The following is an 18641-nucleotide window of genomic DNA, read 5'->3' on the forward strand; positions in this document are numbered from 1 at the left end:
CTCAGGCGGTCGGGAGCGGTGGTTTTGAGGATTCAGCCCGACTGCTACTCTGCTGCGACCATTTCCCGGATGGCACTCGATACCCGTAAATGATCGTAGGCTTTGCTGAAAAACCTGCCCTGGACTGGCAGCTGGTCGTTACCCAATTGCCGATGCCCTGATGTCACGATAATTTGTACATGTGGCCATCTTGTCGCGTACCGCCGCCGCCAGCTTCAGCCCGTCCATTGTGCCTGGCATGTCGATATCCGTGAAAACGGCGCGAATTTCGGAGTGGGTGTTCAAAATCGCGGTCGCCTCATCGGCAGCCGCCTCATAGACCGTGAACTCCTCATCCTCAAGGAAAGTAGTGATATCCATTCGAATGAGCATTCCGTCTTCAACGACGAGAACTGCGTTCAGCCGAGAGACATCAACTAGGCCCAGCGGCTGGCCAGTCATTGGAGGGCTCCTCCGAACCAGCGCCATCATCGGTGCCTGACATGGAATCAATCACCTCACGAAGCTGCGTAGATTCCTTCTCAATCATATAGATGACCGCCCTTTTCTCAGCGCCTTTCGCGACAAGCTCCTCCACAATAGACACAAGGCGCGGTCTTACCTCTTTCAAAATATTCTCGTTGTTTGCCATTTTCACCTCCTGCGACATGAATTCCGCGCGTACCGAAGCCACTAACTTTGGGGCTTTCTAGGTGTCACATCTGCCGCCAAGACAAGGCTGACAGGCGGAGAACCGCTTGCGTCGCCTGCAATTACAGCGGACACGTAGGCAAGCGCGTTCTTCATTCCGTTCATCGTGTACGGTTTTTCAATTGCGCCGATCGCGCCGGCAAAATCCTGCGGGATCTTCTTGATGTTGCCACTTACAAAGACGTAAGGAATACCGGCGGCGGCCAGTTCGCGTCCGACATCGACGCCAGTCGGCCCGTCCGTGAGGTGGATATCGACGAACGCGAAGTCGGGTTTCGATGAACCAATCTGCTCCTGGGCCTGACTTCTGCTCATGGCGAGCCCTGTGACCTCGTGGCCCGCCATCTCCACTTCGCTCTCCAGCTCCATGGCGAGCAGCATCTCATCCTCGACGATCATGACTTTCAATGTGTATTCTCCTGATGATCGTCGACCAACAAAACCACGTTTACGATCGTTTTTCGACCTTCCTGCTTCCGTTCAATTTCGGCTCCAAGCTGACGAGCTGACGCCTCCAGTAGCATCTGGCCAAGCTCGGCATTTTCGATATCCGGCTCGACGGGCTCGGATGTATCCTCGATCCTGATCAGGAAATGCCCGTTTAGGCGTCGGACGACGACGTGAATATCGCCTCCTCCGTCACTCAATCCTCGGCGGACCGCGTCTCCGACCAACTCATTCACGATCAGCGAAAGCGGAGTGGCCTTGACCGCGGGCACCAGCAGCGGCGAAAGATCGAGGGTGAGGCGTATATCCTTGCGGCCGGTTGCATCGACGAGGTCGGTCACCAGCTCGCGCGCGAACTCGGATATATCGAACTTCGAGACGTCGTCGAGTGTGAACAGTTTTCGCTGGACGGTACTGAGCGCCTCGATTCGATTAAGCACGGACATCAGCGTGTGCCTGCGACCGTCGTCCTTGGTAACCCGTGCCTGCATCTTCACGATGGACGCCATCGTCAGCAGGTTGTTTTTCACGCGGTGGTCGACTTCATGGACCAGCAATGTACGAGCCTCGAGCGCCGAGCGAAGGTTTGCCGTGTGTTTGGCAACCTCGGCTTCAGCCGCATGCCGGGCGGCCGCTAGATCGGACTCGCGGCTTTTGACATTGGTGAAGTCGAGTTGTGACGCAAAGAAATAGATGATCGCACCGGTCTCATCTCGTACCGGGCTGATGAACACAGCATTCCAGAACTGGCTACCATCTTTCCGGTAGTTGAGAATATCGACGGCGACGTCTTGCCCGGCTGCGATTGCTTCTCGGATCTTCGAGATCGTTTCCCGATCTGTTTCCGGTCCCTGCAGAAAACGGCAGTTGCGGCCGATGACCTCATCGTCGCTATACCCGGACAGTCTTAGAAAAGCATTGTTACAAAAAATAATCGGGTTATCGCTCTGGTTCGGATCGGTGACGATCATTGGCATCCGCGTTGCCTTGAAAGCAGCGGCGAAGGGATCCTCGCTGACATGGCCTGCGAGAAGCCGGTTGCCCGCGTCTCTGGCGTCGGTTTGAAACTGATCCCTTTCCGGCATGACAGTCCTGGCTATGGTTTCCGCAAATGAAGTCGCGACAGCTAAAAGGGTTCCAAAGTATCCGTCAAACGTGAGGATGCAGCTGCGCTTCGATGTCACAGATCACGCCGGAAAAATCATAGACGATCGTCGAGCGCCCATGCATTTCTGCAGCCAACAGGCGTTCGACAAGACGGGATCCAAACCCTTTCCGCGTCGGAGGAACCACGGGCGGGCCATCTTTTTCTTGCCAGCGGAGGTTGAGCGCTCCCGTTTTGTCATCGTAGGTCCAGCTGATCGCGACCTTGCCTTCCGAAACCGAAAGCGCTCCGTACTTTGCTGCGTTTGTGCCCAGCTCGTGAAGTGCAAGTGACAGCGATGCGACGGCCTTTTGCGGCAGCAGCACCGGCACACCGATGATTTCGAACCGCTCCGGGGGATAGGGGGCGACGGCCTGTTCGACAACCGCCGTGAGTTCCGCACGTTGCCAGTCGTCCTGAGCAAGAAGATCGTGCGCATGGGCCATGGCTGAAAGGCGTGCCTCAAATGCGCTGACAGCTTCGCCTTCGCCATTGTCTTTTCCAAACGTCTGCCTGGCGATGGCAATGACTGTCGCAAAGACATTTTTGACGCGATGGTGTAATTCGCCGATCAGGACCGCTTGGAGACGCTCAGCCTCCCTTCGCGCGGAAATGTCATGCGCAATCTTTGAGGCGCCGATGATCTGGCCGGCGCTGTCAAAAATCGGCGAGACACTGAGAAGCACGTCGACCAAACGGCCGTTTTTATGCCGCCGCTTTGTCTCGTAGGGTTCAACCCGAAATCCCGCTTTGATCTGGCTAAGAAGAGCCGGCTCCTCGTCAAGACGATCCTCGGGGACAAGACCCATGACCGACCTTCCGACAATCTCTTCAGCTTTGAAGCCGTACAGGCGTTCAGCCGCTGTATTCCAGGATGTGATGGTCATCTCTAGATCTATACCTACGATGGCATCGTTGGACGAGGCAATGATGGACGCCAGCAGGCGTTCCACTTCCTGGTTCTTCTTTCTTTCGCTGATATCGACGGAGACGACAGCCACCTGAAGGATTTTGCCGACCTCGTCTCGAAGAGCCGACACCGTGTTGTTGACCCATAAGAGATTGCCATCCTTTCGGACGTAGCGTTTCTCGATGTCGAAGCTTTTGCCTGTTTCCGCCAGAAGCTTGTAAAGCCTGCTCTGCTCAGGAAGATCCCCAGGATAGGTAATGTCGCGGACGTTTTTGCCGACCAGCTCATGTTCGTCATAGCCAAGTATTTCGCAAAACCGGCCATTGACGTGCAGGATCTCGCCGTCGAGGCTGCCCTGGCCGATCCCAGCTGCTGACTGCGATACGACCGCCCGTAACCGTTCCTCGCTTTGCCGCAACGCGTGTTCGACGCGGATGCGATCGGTGGTTTCGCTCACGATGCAAAACACGCCCCGCACATTTCGATCCTCATCATGGATTGGGGAATAGGAGATGTCGAAATAGACCGTCTCGGGATGCCCATGGCGCTCGATGTAGAAGGGGCGATCCTTGGCGGCCACTGTCTCGCCGGTGTCAAGCACCTGACGCAGGAGAGGCCCAAGGTCGTCCCAGAGTTCGCTCCAGTTCTCCTGTGCTGGTCGACCGAAGGCTTTGGGATGCCGCAGTCCAATGCTTGGCGCATAGGCCTCATTGTAAAGTGCCACGAAATCAGGACCCCAGAAAAGCACGATCTGCGCCTTCGACGGCAACATGATGTCGACAGCGCTCCGGAGACAGCCCGGCCATGACGACGGCGGACCGAGCACGCTCATATCCCAGCCGCCGCTCTCGATCATTCGAGAGATTTCGTCCTGTCCCCAACGCGTCTTTCCGGTCCCGTCCGACATCGGCGCCCGCTCCACATTTCCAGAGCGACCTTGCCAGTGCCGCACTCGATTTAACCGGGAAATAAATTATGGAGTTGGCAGAATCTTGCAAGACTTTTTACCACCTCGGAAAGGCTTGGTTTTGTGATTGCAGTAGGCAGGTCTAAAGACACGTCCGGCACCTTAGCCCGCAGATCCAAAACACGACGCTTTATCCAAGCAAAAAAGGACTGATTGCGAGTTGGGAACTTCGACAGCCAAAAGAGGTTTCTACCGGCGACCTTACGGTCGCCATCTCAACAATCAGGAAGAAAATTATGACTCTCGAAGGCAAGAAGATTTCGATCCTCATCGCACCCCGCGGCACCGAAGAGGCTGAATTCAAGAAGCCCAAGGAAGCAGTCGAGGCTGCCGGCGCTAAAGTCACGGTGGTCGGCGTTGAGGCAGGCGAAGCCAAGACAAATAATAGCGACCTCGACCCCGGAAGCTCGTACACCGTAGACAAAAAGGTGACAGAGGTTGCTGCGAGCGACTTTGACGGCCTTGTCATTCCAGGTGGATGCGTCGGCGCAGATAAGCTGCGAGCCGACGCCGACATCATTTCGTTTGTTCGGTCATTCTTCGAGCAGGGGAAGCCCGTCGGCGTCATCTGCCATGGTCCGTGGCTCTTGGTGGAAGCAGACGTTCTGGAGGGGCGAACAGTAACATCCTACTCGTCGATCCGGAAAGACATCGAAAACGCTGGTGGAACCTGGGTGGACAAGGAAGTGGTCACCGACAAGGGACTGGTTACGAGCCGGAAGCCCGACGATCTCCAGGCATTCTGTGCGAAGATCGTTGAGGAGTTCGCAGAGGGAAAGCATCCGGAGCAGTCCCGCAGCGTCGTCGCCTGACCTGTCCAGCCAGCGGTTACATTTTCGTGCCCGCGATCACCGAAGGCTGCGGGCAACGCCTTGTTTAAGGCAATGGCGTCAAGATCGACACGCTGATCGGGGTAGCGGACCCCGCTTCTCCTGTTGCATGGCTGGCCGCAGACCAGGATGGCCGGGCGGCCGGGGCCCGTAAGGTATGGGTTCTCTTCGCATGAGCGTCTCTGCCTGCGGACGTGAGGCCCGAAAATCCCGCCCCTTGGGGACGTGCCCTTGTACTGAACGGCACGCAATTGACCAATGCTGGTAGAAGTCGACGACTGCTCGCCCGGGTCGCGGAACTTTGACGATGAGACATCGTTTTCTTTTCTTCATTGAAGCAAGAGGAGATGTTCCATGCCCCAGGGCGACAAATCCGCATATACCGACAAGCAGAAGCGCAAGGCCGAGCATATCGAGGAAGGCTACGAAGACCGTGGCATCTCCGATCAGGAAGCCGAACGCCGTGCCTGGGCCACCGTCAACAAGGAAAGTGGCGGTGGCAAGAAGTCAGGGTCTGGCCGCGGCCATGCCGAAAACCACGCCTCTTCCGAAAAGGGCGGACGCAAGGGCGGTGCCGCCGCTGCGTCGCGCACCAAGGAAGAGCGCTCGGCCTCAGCCAAGAAAGCTGCAGCCACGCGCAAGCGCAACGAGCAGCATGCGCATCATTGATAGGACACGGCGTCACGACAGTGGCGCCATTTCTTCTATGGAGGAACGTTCATGCCGAAGAAGAAATCGAAACAGAAATGGTCGCAGGATGTCACTGACAACAGCGACGCGATGGACCTGAAAGACGGTGTCTTCAAACAGCGCAGCGCCAAGAAGATCGCCGACTCGCTGAAAGCCTCGGCCGAACACAGCGACCGCCGCAAGGCCAGCCCTTTCCAGTCCGCCATGTCGATGCTGAATTTCGACATCAATCGCGCGGGCAAGCAGCTGTCGAAGTCGCGCCTGGCGACCCTTGATCGCGCCAAGGATGAATTGCGCAAGGATTTCGGGAAGTAGCCAAAACACTGATCATCGGGGCGGCATCGCCAATAGCCCGGCTACCGCCACGCGATCCGCCGACAGATGATTGAGCGTGTTGCTTTGGCGGTTCGTTTCAAAACTTGCTTTTGATCCCTTGTTGGTCGCAGCGGGCAAACGTTATGGGAGGGCGATCTTCATGCCGGGTAGGAACGCCCCGCCCCTCACCTATCCGGGCAAAGATGGCCGCCAGTATGTTGCGATTGCTGCTAGTGGGCACGGTGGCCTACAATCTCGGAACGGCGACGAGTTTGTCGCTTTCGCGGTACCGAAAGGATCTTAAAGAGCGTCTGATCCACCCTTCCAATACGCCCGAGTCGCTTCGGGAGCTCAGCCGATCGTGCTCCCTTGCCTGACGGCCCTGAACGCGAGCGACATTCCGTGAGGGCTGCAAAGGAGAGGTGGAATGCAGAGTACCGGCTCATTCAAATCGGTGTGAACACAAATGGATATGGATATCATGCCTGTCGTTCCGACCTGGACCGAAATTGCCTGGCGGCTGGCGTTGACGGTCGCCGCCGGTTGCCTGATCGGCCTCAACCGTGAAGCCGGCGGCCACCCAGCAGGCTTCCGAACGACGCTGCTGGTCGGCCTTGCTGCTTGCCTCGCTATGATTCAGTCCAATTTGTTACTCGGTACCACCGGCAAAACCGATCAGTTCTTCGCGGTTATGGATACGCTCAGGTTTCCACTCGGCATACTGACCGGCGTCGGTTTCATCGGTGGAGGAGCGATCCTGAAGCGGGGTGACATGGTCACGGGGGTAACCACCGCGGCGACACTGTGGATCATGACGGCGATTGGCCTTTGCATCGGCGGCGGCCAGTGGATCGTCGGCAGCACTGGCGCCATTATCGCTTTCGTCGTTCTTTCGCCATTCAAGATGTTTGACGAAGCTATTCCCCGGATGCAAAAGGCCCGCGTTGTCATCGAACCTCTCGAATCCAGCGACATCGTAGATTTGTCGGAATTTCTACCGGCGAGCAGTTCCTGCAGATTCATTGGCAGAAAACTCACAGAGTCCGAGCAAAATATCGCGCTGTCATTTAAAATCGGCTGGCGGAAAATGGACGCGATGGCGCTGTCTCGTCACCTGGAAGAGGTGGGAAGTAAACGGTTCAGGATACTGGAACTTAAGCTTCTCAACGCAACCACTTGACGGGATTCCCACCGATTGGCTGATTTGCCCTATCTTTTGAGGTCTACCATGACTGCTGGTATATTTCTTACGGATGATGAGCTCGACATGTTGAGCGATGCTGAACTGCGCTCCTTAAGAGACATGTGGATCCGCGCGGTGGAAGCCGAAAACCGCAAGCTTAATCATGACGGGCCTATAGACAAGGTCGACACAATGATCTGCCAAGCGCACAAGATTGCACGTATCTTGGAAGGCCGAAGAAATTCTTGAGCGCGAAGTATTTCAAGTTTTACGCACAGCCTCCGCGCCCTGTGGCGGTCCGCCTTGCCTTTGACGTGTAACCTTCTACGTTTGCCGTTGCAGCGGCCGGAACAGCCGCCACAATGTGTCTCAATCCGTATCCGTCGAGATGGATGGTGCAGCGGCACTTCAAGTCGAGCGTGCCAGCTTGACAACCAGACCATCCAAACGCTGGCAAATGTACGGGATCAGATAGATATCGATCCTGCCTCGGCTCGTGTGTAGGTCGGGCAGGAATCAGTTAAATTAAATTAGTCTACCGGCGTTTAAGTTTTCAACTCGTGAGGACGTGGAACCCGAAGGCGGGTCATCCGTAGTCTACCCATGCACTGGCGGGACTTAACCTGCTGAAAGAGTAAGTCCTCGCGCTCATTGGGAAGGCGCGAATAAAGTTGAAAGATATCTTACTCCTCGGATGGCTCGATCGTATCGGCAAAGATGGAGCCTGCGAGCACGCCGCGCGTAAGGTCATCTCTATCCCTATCGATCTGAATCACCGTATAAAGCTTTTCGCTCCGAAAAGCGCTGGCATTGGAAGTCGTCACATCCTCTGCCGGGGCAGCGTCAATTTTCATGAAGTCGCGTTCATGAGCAGATGCAACAATGCGGGCGTCGCCGGACGTTCTCGCCGCAACAACAACCTCTCCCTGGTAAGGAGAGTTCGCCCAGCGAGGGTCGTCCTGTTCAGCTATCGGCAGCAGCTTGTAGATGTTGAGTTTCTCGCCGTCGCCAATTTTGGGGGTCGGTATCTCAGCCGCGTCTTGTATCTGAGCCTGACTTTCCATCGACTTGCCGAATGTATTTGACGTCGTGGCGTTATTCGGCTCGGTTCCATGTGTCTTGACTACATTTGACATGCTTGCTCCTTGCATTTTCATAAGGAACGAATGTGCTGATGACTGAGTTCCGTCGCCTGTTCGTCATCTTAAATATACCGTCAGACGACAGGCACTTCGTTCCGCATGCGGTCGCCGCCAACCCGAATATTCGGCGTTGCTTCTTCGGCAATCTGAATGCACGCTTTGATCGGGATTGAAAGCTCGATCATCTCCTTTGAGCGGCGTTCATGGGCCACCAAAACCGCATTGTCGGTCCGGGAGCGGTTGGATTCCTCGAAGGCTGCCGGGATGGTGACTCCTGCCAAATAGAAACAGGGCTTGCCACTGCAACAGGCGTAAAATGCTGTCGTTGAAAAGCCGCCTTCGCGAAACGGTACCGGCCGCTGATCGTCTTGGCGGTGAAATTTCCAAAAACACATGGTAGTCAAGGTTTGTAACGGAGGCGGTGCGCCGCTGAATCCAGGATGAGAGTGCCTTGATGAGCAGACGTATTTCGAAAGTAGAAGGCCCACACCCTGTCGATGTATACGTTGGCCTTCGCCTACGAATGCGTCGCGCTCAGTTGGGCATGTCGCAGACTAGGCTTGCCGACGAACTTGGGATCACCTTCCAGCAGATTCAGAAATACGAGCGCGGCTCCAACCGGATTAGCGCGTCGATGCTGTACGATATCGCACGCGTGGTAGGGGCTCAGATCGCTTACTTTTTTGAAGGCTTACCTGATATGGAAAGTGCCAGCCTACTGACGACATCAGTTCCCGAGCGACACAAGAACTACTTGTCGAGCCCTGAAGGGCTTAAGTTGATCGAAGTCATGAGCGACCTTCCGAAATCGTTACACAGTAAGATATTGTCCCTCGCCGTCGCGGTCCGCAAATCCAGCGACGGTGGGTATGGCAACGAGGGAACCAGATCGCGCGAGGTTTCTGACCCGTAGACCGTCGCTGGAGCGTGCCTATAGCTGCAACAAGCGATTTCGCGGACCGTAACGATCAGGACCCCCGTGGTCGCCGACGGTCCCAGAAAGCCCTGATGGTTTGACACCGAAGGCGCCGTCACGCGCAGAAAGTCGAGGCAAGACCGGGACCTGATCGAACGCTATCGTCCGCCTTGAAAGTAGTCGAACCGTCGGCTGCGCCGTTGGGTACGCAATATTCTCATCACACATCGACCAACCGCCGTTCCCGATTTCCTTTGTGAAAATTCGCGCGGCCCTCGAAATTACTAAAGGACGTCGAGCAAATTCAATTGGATAAGACTTTCAACACTGGCGACGATTGCTTCTTCGCTTGTGCGTGGCTTCCACCCGAGCCTCTGCCTCGCCTTGTCACTGCTGGAGCGTCTATGGCTTGCGCTACGTGAGGAAGAGGCACCGCGACTGGGAACTCTGGCGACAAATTCCGGAAAGCGCTCGCGCAATATGGTGGCAACCGCCAACAGAGATACTGGCTCGCCGCTCACAGCAATGAAGCGCTCGCCCGCCGCGGACGGATCAGTAATGGCCCGCAGATGCAGGTCGGCCACGTCGCGCACATCGACAACACCGAACCACATATCCGGCAACTCAGGTGGGAAGGCTCCGTCCAGCAGTCCTTTGATGATCTGAATTGACGTCGAAAGCTGAGGGCCGAGCACGGGTCCGAATATTCCGGTCGGGTTGACGACACTCAGCTCGGGTGTTCCACTGTCCTTCACGAAATCCCATGCAGCACGCTCCGCAATGGCTTTCGACAAGATGTATGGCTGGTTTGGTCCATCGATCGGTGTCCAGTCTTCCTCGGTAAAGACATGACTTGGTGCCTCCGGGCCGTACCCAACTGCGGCAAAGGATGATGTGAGCACAACGCGCCTCACGCCGGCGTGACTGGCCGCACGAAGAACACGCAAGGTCCCGTCGCGCGCCGGCACAATCAAGTCATTCGGATCGTCCGGCTGGGCTGACGGAAACGGAGATGCCGTGTGCAGAACATAGTCGCAGCCCGCGACAGCGTCGCTCCAACCTTCGTCATTCCCCAGATCAGCTTCATAAAATGCGACCTCGTGCTTCGGATCGACACCAGCTGCCGCGAGCATGGCGCGGACTTCTCCTGCTTTGTCGAGACTGCGCAGCGTCGTGCGAACCTCATGCCCCGCGGCGAGCGCCGCTACGATGCAATGGCTGCCAAGGAACCCTGAGCCACCCGTTATAAGTATCTTGCTCATATGATTTTCCATACCTTCACTTGTCCTTGCGACCAGTCATTGCGAAGCATATGAAAATTGGCAAGTAGGATGAATTTCCAGAGGTAGTATGGAAAACCAGACCATAGAGCCGCGGATATATGGCGAAGATTGCGATGGCTGCACGGGACCTGAGCCGATCGACGTCATGCGCTTTCAGCGGACGATCCGGGCGATCACCGGTAAGTGGAAGATCGAGATCGTCTGTAGCCTGGTTGCTGGGCCGATGCGTTTCGGCGAACTGCGCCGAGCGCTTCCGGGTATCACTCAGCATATGCTGACCGAGCAGCTTCGCGACCTCGAGCGCAACGGCATCGTCATTCGCACCGCTTACGCGGAGATACCGCCACGGGTCGAGTATGCACTTTCGCAGGCCGGTATCGACCTCATGCCGACCTTTGCGACCTTGCGGGACTGGGCCTTGCGATATGAGAACCAGTTGGCGGGCTAGCTCCGTAGATGTGTCACCCGCGTCTGCTGAGGGCGTCGCGCGGAAAGCCGGCAGCGAGGTGGTCGATGAGCGCCCGGACGGCAGGTGACAGGCCGCGTCTCGTCGTAAAAACCAGATGCACGATACCTTGTAGCCCACCCCAAGCTGGCAACACGCGCACAAGCCTTCCAGCCTCCAGCGCCTCGCGACAGACATGATCGGGCAGCAGCGCAATACCCAGGCCATTGATTGCAGCATCGCGCACGGTTGCCATGTCCTCGCATCCCATCCGCGGCTGGACCCGAACGATATGCTTGTGCCCATCCTCAGCTTCCAAATGCCATTCGAGATCGTCCGAGGCATCGTCAGTTGACAATGTCGGGAAGGTGTTCAGATGCTCGATGTTGGCCACCTGACTGGCAAGTTGAGGACTGGCAACCAGAATGCGGATCGAGGCTCCCAGCGACCGCATGGTCAGGGCTGCATCCGAGGTAAGGCTGGCGCGGACGCGAAGCGCGAGATCAATGCGTTCTTCGATCAGGTCCACCGCCCGGTCGGTTGCCACCAGCTGGAGCCGCACTTTCGGAAAGCGTAACAGGAAGGATGACATCAATGGCGAAATGGGCGCGACCATCCCTGTTGGGCAACTGAAGCGGATGCGGCCATGCGGTTCAGCCTGCGCCTGCGCGACCAGCGCTTCCGCCTGTTCGGCTTCCGTAAGTATTGCTCTGCATCGCTCGTAAAATGCTTGGCCAGTGTCAGTCACCCGGAAACGGCGGCTTGACCGCTCGATCAATCGCAAGCCTAGCCGCTGCTCGAGGCCAGCAATCCTGCGGCTGAGTTTGGACTTCGGCTCACGCAGCGCCCGCCCCGCGGCGGCAAAGCCGCCATGAGCGACGACTTCGGCGAAATAGGCGTAATCGTTCAGATCAATCCGCATCCAGCGTTCCTCCTATGGAACGGTACGTGTCAAACTCGCTGACTACAAGCCTCATCGTTCGTCTTCCATATTCGAAAGCAACGGCACTTCGCCGGTTTTGAAGGAGAAAGACGATGACGAACAGGTTCAACAACAAGGTCGTGGTGGTGACGGGTGGATCCAGCGGTATCGGCCTCGCCGCGGCGAAAGCTTTTGCAGCAGAGGGTGCTTCGGTGTTTATCACCGGCCGCCGGCAGGAGGCGTTGGATGCCGCAGTGAAGCAGATCGGCGGGCGCGTGACAGCAGTGCGGGGCGACATGGCTGATCTCGCCGACATCGACAGGCTTTACGATGCCGTCCAACAGAAGCACGCACCGATCGATGTGCTGTTCGCCAATGCCGGCGGCGGCGAAATGGTCGCGCTCGGTGCGATCACCGAGGAGCATTATCAGCGCACGTTCGACACCAACGTGAAGGGCGTCCTGTTCACGGTTCAGAAGGCGCTACCGCTTTTGAAGGACGGTGCCTCCGTCATCCTGACGAGTTCTACCACCAGCATTTCCGGCACGCCGGCTTTTAGCGTCTATTCGGCGACCAAGGCCGCGGTGCGCAACTTCGCCCGCAACTGGATGCTCGACCTCAAGGATCGCCACATCCGCGTCAACGCGATCAGCCCTGGCGTCACGGACACCGCCGGCCTGGACGAATTGTTCGGTGGTGGCACGCAGGCTCAGGGCACCAGAGACTATCTGGCGAGTCTGATCCCCGCAGGCCGCGTCGGTCGCCCCGAAGAGATCGCCAATGCCGTGCTGTTCCTGGCTTCCGATGAGGCGAGCTTCATCAACGGTATCGAACTCTTCGTCGATGGCGGCCAGGCCCAAATCTAAAGTCCCATGTGTCGCCAGAAACCTCGGCACAATACCGTGCCGAGGTCGGTGGCCTCTCAAGGAAAGATGTCATGATACAGTCCAACGAATCCGCAGAGCGTATCCGCGAGTTGCTTGACCGGAACCTCCAGGAAGTCTTCGGCGAAGGCGACAACGACCGGCGGCGTGCCGCGATCGGCGAACTCTGGGCCGAGGACGGCGTCCTCTACGTTCCTCCCGGTGCAATCATCGGCCACGATGCGATTGACAAGTTCGCTGGCGACCTAAGCGCCACGCATCCGCACTATGTCTATGCGCCGCACGGCAATCCGCAGGTACTCCACAACGCCGGACGGTTGGCCTGGGGTTCGGGTCCGCGCGGTGAGCCGCCGGAATATACCGGCTGGGATGTGATCACCGTCCGTGACGGCAAGATCACGGCGCTCTACGTCTTCCTCGACGAGACCTCGGATGAGTTTCGCCGGGTCAGCAGCGTACCGTGAGCTGAGTTGATCTGCTGAGCCGGCATTCACGCCCGGCGAAGACGGCTGAGCGAGCGCGATCCTGTATGGGGACTGATGCGCTTCCAGGTTGCATATTTTCGCCGTCACACGCTATCGGCGCGGGCTCTGGCAGTACCATTGGCTCACTACTGGGAACAAGTATAGCGCTTGCGGCTATTCTCGGCATGGCCGGATACTTCGCCGGGGTCGTCCAGGCCCCGATGACAGCCTTCGTCATCATTCTGGAAATGACCGGCGATCACCAGGCCGTCATCCCGATCATGGCCGTCTCGATGCTTGGATATGTCACGTCACGCGTCCTGTCGCGAGAACCGCTCTATCACGGCCTGTCTCACAATTTCATCGCTGCAGCTGTGGGTGCCAGGCGCTCATAATAGCATTCGACAGCCAATCAGGTGAGCGACCCGTAGGCGCATCATCCGGGCGACAGTAAATAGCGCCACTCCCGGATGGCTTTGATGAATTGCAAGCTTGTCTGCTAATCCTTTTCACGCAGGCCTCTCTGAGTGATCAAGTGGCACCGTGCAAGATCTGCACCATTGAAATTACTGAGTCATCATCTCTTTGATCGACCGAACCACGACATCTGGATTGTATGGCTTCGACATGAAGCGCGCCCGCGCCGGGAGGCTGTCAACACCGACTGCACGATGACCGGACGTTACGATGATCGTAACGGGCGGCCATCTGTCCCGAACCGACGCTGCAAGCTTGAGGCCATCTACCCCGCCGGGCATGTCGATGTCCGTAAACATCACTTCTATGCGCGGATTGGCTATTAGTAACTCGATTGCAACAACTGAATTCTCGGCTTCGAACACCTCGAAACCCGCATCTTCCAGTTCGTCAACAATTCCCATTCGAACGAGGGCCTCGTCTTCGACAACCAAGACGGCGGTTCGTTGAGCAATCATGACTTAAATTTTCTGGTTGGCCGGATCCCGCTGAATGGAGGACAAAGCGAGACAGTTTCGCGTCGAGCTAGCCAAGTTTGGCTGTTAGTGTGCATACAACGCCTCCAGACGGGTAAATGATCCGTACGTCGCCTGAGAAATCTGCAGCAAGCACGCGGGAGATAAGCCGTGACCCGAAACCCTTGGTCTTCGGCTCGGACACGGCCGGTCCTCCGCTCTCTTGCCAGACGAAATTGAGATCCTGTCGTCCGTCTGAGGCCTTTGCGAGATGCCAGGATATTCTGACGCGGCCGGCGTCGTTTGAAAGTGCGCCATATTTGGTGGCGTTAGTGGCAAGCTCATGCAAAGTGAGCGCCATCGAGAGGCTCTGCTTCGGCGTCATCTCGAAGTGAGAGCCATCGATATCAAAACGTCCGTCAGATCCGCCATGGGGCGCAAGTGCCGCTCGCAGTGTGTCATGGATGCCCGCGCTTTCAAACGTCGTGGCCATGAGCAAGTTCTGGGCCTGCGCCAGAACGTGTAAACGCGCGTTGAATATCTCTCGTCGGTCTGCGATGTCATCGCCACGCAATGTTTGTGTCGCTATTGCACTGACCATCGCCAGGAGATTTTTGATCCGGTGCTGCAGTTCGCCACTGACCAACTGCTGGCGCGCCTCATCATCCTTTCGGTCCGTGACATCCCGCACTGTGCCCACGAATTTCGTCAAGCCGTCGAACGTAACAGTTTTCGCTCTGGCATGAACCCAGCGGCTCGGCATGCCGGGGCGTTCAAGCATTCGATACTGGACGTCGAGAATACCACTGCCACTTGGATCGAGGGCCTGCGCCGCTGACTCGGCAAGAGCCAGCCGGTCATCGGGATGAACGCGGGATGTGAAATTGTCGAAAGTCGCCTCTTCATCAGCCAAACGATGGAGCAACATCCTTGCCCGTTCGTCCTCCTTGATATCAATGAAATGGCCATCGACCACAGTGCATTCCCAAACGCCCATTCCTGCCGCGTCAAGCGCAAGCTCGAGCTGAAGATCCTTTCGGCGAAGCGCGAGTTCGACATTTTTCAAGTCTGTGACGTCGCTTCCCTCCACAAATATCCCGGTAACGACTCCATCCGCGCTGAATATCGGCTGATAGACAAAGTTGAGGAATGCTTCTTCATAAGGGCCGTCCGGTGACCGCTGGATTGCAAAGCTGACACTGCGACCAATGAACGGCTCCCCCGTCACATAAACCTCGTCCAACAGTTCGAAGAAGCCCTGCCCTTCGATATCAGGGAATGCCTGGCGGACCGGTACACCAATCAGGTCGCGATGCCCAACAAGCTGAAGATAGGCCCTGTTGGTAATCTTGAAGAAGTGATCCGGCCCTTCCAGAACACACATGAAGCTCGGCGCATCGAGCAGCATCCGCCTTAACGTGTCGGCCTCGGCTTTGGCTGCTTCCTGTTCGGCCGCAATCAGTTCTGCAACCTTCGCCTCTGCGGCATGACCCTCGCTGATATCACGAGAAATCGAGAGGAGTTGGGTGGGCCTGCTGCCACTATCGACAAGCGGCAGGACTTGAACATCCCAGAATCGATCGTTACCACGCGCCGTCTTGGCAGAGCCTGTGAAGCGGGCCGGACGCCCTGAGGCAGCGATTGCGACGGCATTACGGGCGGCGACATTACTCTCGTCCGCCCAGAAATCAGGCCACGGGCAGCCTTTCAAGGAATCGAAGTCATCCACCTCCATGACGTGCTTGCCACCTTCGGACATAAAAAGAAGATGGCCTTCAAGATCGAGGACCTTGATGCAATCATCTGAGGCGGAAAGCACTGCTTCCAACAGCGCCACCGGGTTCACATGCTCGGTTGCGAGGGCTTCAGCGAGTGTTTTAACAGCCCCGTCATTGTTGTTGGAACTGGACATAGAGACGAGCACGGCCTTCTAGGAGAATCTCACGCAATCTCGGTAGCAGATGCAGTTACACAAAGACAGGCCGCTGGCTTGGTTGGGCTGCTGGCACGGCTTCGCTGAGAACCAGGCTAGCCATTTGCAGCTCAACCTGCTGATCGGCACATCAAATCTCCGACGCATTGACAACAACCTTGTACGCTGGCGAGTTCTGCCGTCTGCTGAGATAGAATAGGTAAGCATGGACGGCTGTCGGCATCGAACGCCTTGAAAGGACTCGAACCATCAACACCAAACTGCGCGCCTTAGGTCATTGAGTATTCATCATTTTTCCATAAATCGCATGACGCAACCTTAAGGATTATAAAATCCCATCATCAATCATAAGCCGTATATTGGATTCATTTTCAAGAGGAACTTCCTGCGGAGATCTACGGATTCCCGCGCATGTTCCGGCGTATCGTCCTCGCCACCGCTCAGGACAGCATCGCAGATCATCAGCGCGGTCACATACGCATTGCCGTCAGTCGGTCCCGGCCATTCCCGCACCAGGCACTCGGCAATATCCGTCACGGATGCCAGCGTCCGGAAGCCGCCCCATGCGATCTGAACCGGGAGGATGTGCAAATCGGACGGCACTCAGTCTCTCCGGCGTGATCGATATTCATCAATCTGGCGTTCGATCTCCGCCTCGGCCGCCGCGCAGCTATCCCCGAGATCCTGACGGAACTGCGCCGTCTCATTTAGGAAATCCATATAGGTCGCGACAGCCAGGTGCGGGTTACCCTTCGAGCGCAGCCGCGTGACCCTCCGTCTCCATCCCGGTATCGGATCCTTCTTGATCTTCAGGGGGTACTTCTGGCCCAGCCACGCGACGAGATCGCGGATGGAGCCGCCGGAGAAGCCATTCTCCCGAGCGAACTTGTGGCCCTCCGGGGCGAAGGCCAGCCGCCACACTTGGCAGTCAATCGTCGCCTGATCGCGGGTGATCCCCTTCCCGCGCGGATACGCGCCAACCGAAATGACACCCATGTATGCGTCGTTCTCGGTAATGATGAGTTCGATGTGGTCAGCCAGTGCCCCGATTGTTGTCCCTTTGACGAACGGACAGCGATCCTTCAGCGTCCCGCACGCCTTCGCGAAGTCTCCGATCTCGGCCGGACTGCGCTTGCTGCTGTTGAAATACTTCTTCGCCCGGTCGGGGATCACCGTAAGATTGCCGTAGCTAAGGCCAAAACCGGGGAACGCCTTCAGGATGTCGCAGGCAAACCAGAAATAGAAGGGAGCGATGGCTGGCAGGATGGGTTCGTGCTGCAGGCCGACGTGATATAGCTCATTCCTGAACTCGTGCATGATTGCCACTGTCCGCGCCTGCTCTTCCGTGACCAACTTCTCGATGCGAGCATATTTCAGCTTCGCATCGAATGAATGGCCTAAGGCATCGGCCAGCTCCTGCTTATGAGGATAGCTCTCTTCCAGGCGGTTCCAACTCTTGTGGTGAGCATACTTGTCTGTCGCAAGCTTGTGGATCGCGAGCTCAACGGCATTATCGGTCAGCATCAAAGCGAACCGAGCATCGTGCACGCTGCCCTTATCCAGATGTTCGAGGGCGAGGTCCATCTGGTCGAGAAGGGCCGCATAGAAGCTAAGGGCGGTCATCCCAGATCAATCTCGTCCGCGGCTTTGCGAGCGTGATCGTCTAAGAATTGGTTCATCGATCGCTCTTGGCTTCCTTCAATCTGAGCTGCCATGTCGAGCACGTCCTGCATCCAGTTGCCGATACGAAACCCGCTCACGTCCACGAACTCCCACTGGGCGAATTCATCCATTAGATCCTTGGAGACGCTGAACTTAGCGACACAGATTTCGCCGGAGAAGAATTGAACCTCCCCGCGATAGGTACTGTCTCCAGGCGCTGATGACAGACCGCGATCACGGAAGACGAGGCGATATGGCCGATGCCTGAAGGTGAAGTCGTTGGTCGTTACCTCGGTGCGGCTCGAACCGATCTCTTCCGTCGTTCGCGAGGACGAAATGTTTGTAGCCTCGAACTTAACCCACGTCTGAAAGTCGTCGCGCTGGCTCCACGCGTGCCAGTGGGCCATATGTTCAGGGAGGTACCGACCGAGAGCGTATGCCAGTCGACCTTCAGTGACGATCTTGCGCGACCTTTGGACTTTCTGGTGAGCGGCCCTGATCTCTTCATCGGGAGCAGCCTGCTGTGCGGCGTACGATGCATCAGCATATGATCGGAGCGAGTTCGCCAGCTCCTTTGCGGCAGCATCAAGCTCTTCCTGTTTTGACTTCGCTGGCTTGATCGGCTCGGCCGCCATTATAAGCTCTGCAGCGTTCCGCCGCTCCTTTCTCTTCCAGAACATCGCATCCCCCTCGTTTCCGAGACGATATCATCAAGTTTTCGGAATAGGCAGGGGGAAGAAGGCTCTTGAATTAGGCTCGACCGACCATGGATGTTGCGGAGATGGACCCCGCGCCTGCAGATATTCCGGACGGCAAGCTTACAGGAGGCAGTCAGGACCCTCGGTTGAAGACGAGACCACACGTTGCGCAACAAAAAGGCGG

At 56.9% G+C, this 18641-nt stretch carries 23 protein-coding genes and 1 pseudogene; 10 read left to right on the top strand and 14 right to left on the bottom strand.

Features of this window, described 5'->3' with window-relative positions; translation table 11 throughout:
- Positions 1 to 138: 138 nt before the first annotated feature.
- From PR017_RS19875 to PR017_RS19895, 5 genes are all read right to left on the bottom strand, one after another.
- Positions 139 to 441: a response regulator gene (locus PR017_RS19875; RefSeq protein ID WP_425070039.1), complete on the bottom strand. Its 303-nt coding sequence runs from the start codon at positions 439 to 441 to the stop codon at positions 139 to 141.
- Positions 413 to 631, bottom strand: a complete 219-nt coding sequence (locus PR017_RS19880) for a hypothetical protein (RefSeq protein ID WP_133255576.1) — start codon at positions 629 to 631, stop codon at positions 413 to 415. Before PR017_RS19880 ends, PR017_RS19875 begins: the two co-directional genes overlap by 29 nt.
- Positions 632 to 672: 41 nt before the next feature.
- A complete protein-coding gene (locus PR017_RS19885; RefSeq protein ID WP_111219258.1) occupies positions 673 to 1098 on the bottom strand; it encodes a response regulator in 426 nt (141 codons plus the stop codon).
- The gene (locus PR017_RS19890; RefSeq protein WP_111219256.1) at positions 1095 to 2222 is read right to left on the bottom strand and encodes a PAS domain-containing protein; all 1128 of its coding nucleotides are present in this window, start codon (positions 2220 to 2222) and stop codon (positions 1095 to 1097) included. Before PR017_RS19890 ends, PR017_RS19885 begins: the two co-directional genes overlap by 4 nt.
- A gap of 64 nt (positions 2223 to 2286) precedes the next feature.
- Positions 2287 to 4098 (bottom strand): PAS domain S-box protein, encoded by a 1812-nt coding sequence (locus PR017_RS19895; RefSeq protein WP_111219254.1) that lies wholly within the window; start codon positions 4096 to 4098, stop codon positions 2287 to 2289.
- A gap of 296 nt (positions 4099 to 4394) precedes the next feature.
- On the opposite strand from PR017_RS19895, the gene PR017_RS19900 reads away from it, so the two are divergent.
- The 5 genes from PR017_RS19900 to PR017_RS19920 all read left to right on the top strand — a co-directional run bounded on the left by PR017_RS19900 (position 4395) and on the right by PR017_RS19920 (position 7425).
- Positions 4395 to 4970 carry a type 1 glutamine amidotransferase domain-containing protein gene (locus tag PR017_RS19900; RefSeq protein WP_111219252.1) on the top strand — a complete coding sequence of 192 codons (576 nt, stop codon included), beginning with the start codon at positions 4395 to 4397 and terminating at the stop codon, positions 4968 to 4970.
- Between the two features lie 372 nt (positions 4971 to 5342).
- Entirely contained in the window at positions 5343 to 5657 is a 315-nt protein-coding gene (locus PR017_RS19905; protein WP_111219250.1) for a plasmid stabilization protein, read from the top strand.
- A 51-nt stretch (positions 5658 to 5708) separates the two neighbouring features.
- Complete coding sequence (locus tag PR017_RS19910; RefSeq protein WP_111219248.1) at positions 5709 to 5993, top strand: DUF3175 domain-containing protein; 285 nt, start codon at positions 5709 to 5711, stop codon at positions 5991 to 5993.
- A gap of 466 nt (positions 5994 to 6459) precedes the next feature.
- A complete protein-coding gene (locus PR017_RS19915; RefSeq protein WP_240538959.1) occupies positions 6460 to 7173 on the top strand; it encodes an MgtC/SapB family protein in 714 nt (237 codons plus the stop codon).
- Positions 7174 to 7221: 48 nt separating this feature from the next.
- Entirely contained in the window at positions 7222 to 7425 is a 204-nt protein-coding gene (locus tag PR017_RS19920) for a hypothetical protein (RefSeq protein WP_111219244.1), read from the top strand.
- A gap of 434 nt (positions 7426 to 7859) precedes the next feature.
- Here the strand turns inward: PR017_RS19920 and PR017_RS19925 are convergent, their stop codons facing one another.
- Positions 7860 to 8312 carry a hypothetical protein gene (locus PR017_RS19925; protein WP_111219242.1) on the bottom strand — a complete coding sequence of 151 codons (453 nt, stop codon included), beginning with the start codon at positions 8310 to 8312 and terminating at the stop codon, positions 7860 to 7862.
- A gap of 80 nt (positions 8313 to 8392) precedes the next feature.
- On the bottom strand, positions 8393 to 8722 hold the full coding sequence (locus PR017_RS19930) for a hypothetical protein (protein ID WP_133255575.1): 330 nt from the start codon (positions 8720 to 8722) through the stop codon (positions 8393 to 8395).
- 50 nt (positions 8723 to 8772) lie between these two features.
- Between PR017_RS19930 and PR017_RS19935 the strand changes: the two genes are divergently transcribed.
- Positions 8773 to 9231: a helix-turn-helix domain-containing protein gene (locus tag PR017_RS19935; RefSeq protein ID WP_111219238.1), complete on the top strand. Its 459-nt coding sequence runs from the start codon at positions 8773 to 8775 to the stop codon at positions 9229 to 9231.
- A gap of 287 nt (positions 9232 to 9518) precedes the next feature.
- Here the strand turns inward: PR017_RS19935 and PR017_RS19940 are convergent, their stop codons facing one another.
- Positions 9519 to 10496, bottom strand: coding sequence for an SDR family oxidoreductase (locus PR017_RS19940; protein WP_111219236.1), 978 nt, complete (start codon positions 10494 to 10496; stop codon positions 9519 to 9521).
- A gap of 88 nt (positions 10497 to 10584) precedes the next feature.
- On the opposite strand from PR017_RS19940, the gene PR017_RS19945 reads away from it, so the two are divergent.
- On the top strand, positions 10585 to 10965 hold the full coding sequence (locus PR017_RS19945; protein WP_111219234.1) for a winged helix-turn-helix transcriptional regulator: 381 nt from the start codon (positions 10585 to 10587) through the stop codon (positions 10963 to 10965).
- A 13-nt stretch (positions 10966 to 10978) separates the two neighbouring features.
- On the opposite strand, the gene PR017_RS19950 is transcribed toward PR017_RS19945, so the two are convergent.
- Positions 10979 to 11884, bottom strand: coding sequence for a LysR family transcriptional regulator (locus tag PR017_RS19950; protein ID WP_111219232.1), 906 nt, complete (start codon positions 11882 to 11884; stop codon positions 10979 to 10981).
- A 113-nt stretch (positions 11885 to 11997) separates the two neighbouring features.
- Here PR017_RS19950 and PR017_RS19955 point away from each other — a divergent pair, with 113 nt between their 5' ends.
- The 3 genes and pseudogenes from PR017_RS19955 to PR017_RS19965 form a co-directional block, all read left to right on the top strand.
- Positions 11998 to 12750 (top strand): SDR family NAD(P)-dependent oxidoreductase, encoded by a 753-nt coding sequence (locus PR017_RS19955; RefSeq protein ID WP_111219230.1) that lies wholly within the window; start codon positions 11998 to 12000, stop codon positions 12748 to 12750.
- Positions 12751 to 12821: 71 nt separating this feature from the next.
- Entirely contained in the window at positions 12822 to 13232 is a 411-nt protein-coding gene (locus PR017_RS19960) for a nuclear transport factor 2 family protein (RefSeq protein ID WP_111219228.1), read from the top strand.
- Positions 13233 to 13312: 80 nt separating this feature from the next.
- Positions 13313 to 13627: pseudogene (locus PR017_RS19965) on the top strand (chloride channel protein); the annotation flags it as partial.
- Between the two features lie 171 nt (positions 13628 to 13798).
- Here the strand turns inward: PR017_RS19965 and PR017_RS19970 are convergent.
- The 5 genes from PR017_RS19970 to PR017_RS19990 form a co-directional block, all read right to left on the bottom strand.
- A complete protein-coding gene (locus tag PR017_RS19970) occupies positions 13799 to 14167 on the bottom strand; it encodes a response regulator (protein ID WP_111219226.1) in 369 nt (122 codons plus the stop codon).
- A gap of 67 nt (positions 14168 to 14234) precedes the next feature.
- A complete protein-coding gene (locus tag PR017_RS19975; RefSeq protein WP_279619535.1) occupies positions 14235 to 16076 on the bottom strand; it encodes a PAS domain-containing sensor histidine kinase in 1842 nt (613 codons plus the stop codon).
- Between the two features lie 366 nt (positions 16077 to 16442).
- Entirely contained in the window at positions 16443 to 16700 is a 258-nt protein-coding gene (locus tag PR017_RS19980; RefSeq protein ID WP_111221285.1) for a DUF982 domain-containing protein, read from the bottom strand.
- Positions 16701 to 17720, bottom strand: coding sequence for a hypothetical protein (locus PR017_RS19985; RefSeq protein ID WP_111221286.1), 1020 nt, complete (start codon positions 17718 to 17720; stop codon positions 16701 to 16703).
- Positions 17717 to 18439, bottom strand: a complete 723-nt coding sequence (locus PR017_RS19990; RefSeq protein WP_111221287.1) for a hypothetical protein — start codon at positions 18437 to 18439, stop codon at positions 17717 to 17719. The genes PR017_RS19985 and PR017_RS19990 overlap by 4 nt, the downstream gene beginning before the upstream one ends.
- Between the last annotated feature and the right edge of the window lie 202 nt (positions 18440 to 18641).

The sequence above is a fragment of the Rhizobium tumorigenes genome, assembly GCF_003240565.2.
Taxonomy (GTDB): Bacteria; Pseudomonadota; Alphaproteobacteria; order Rhizobiales; family Rhizobiaceae; genus Rhizobium; species Rhizobium tumorigenes.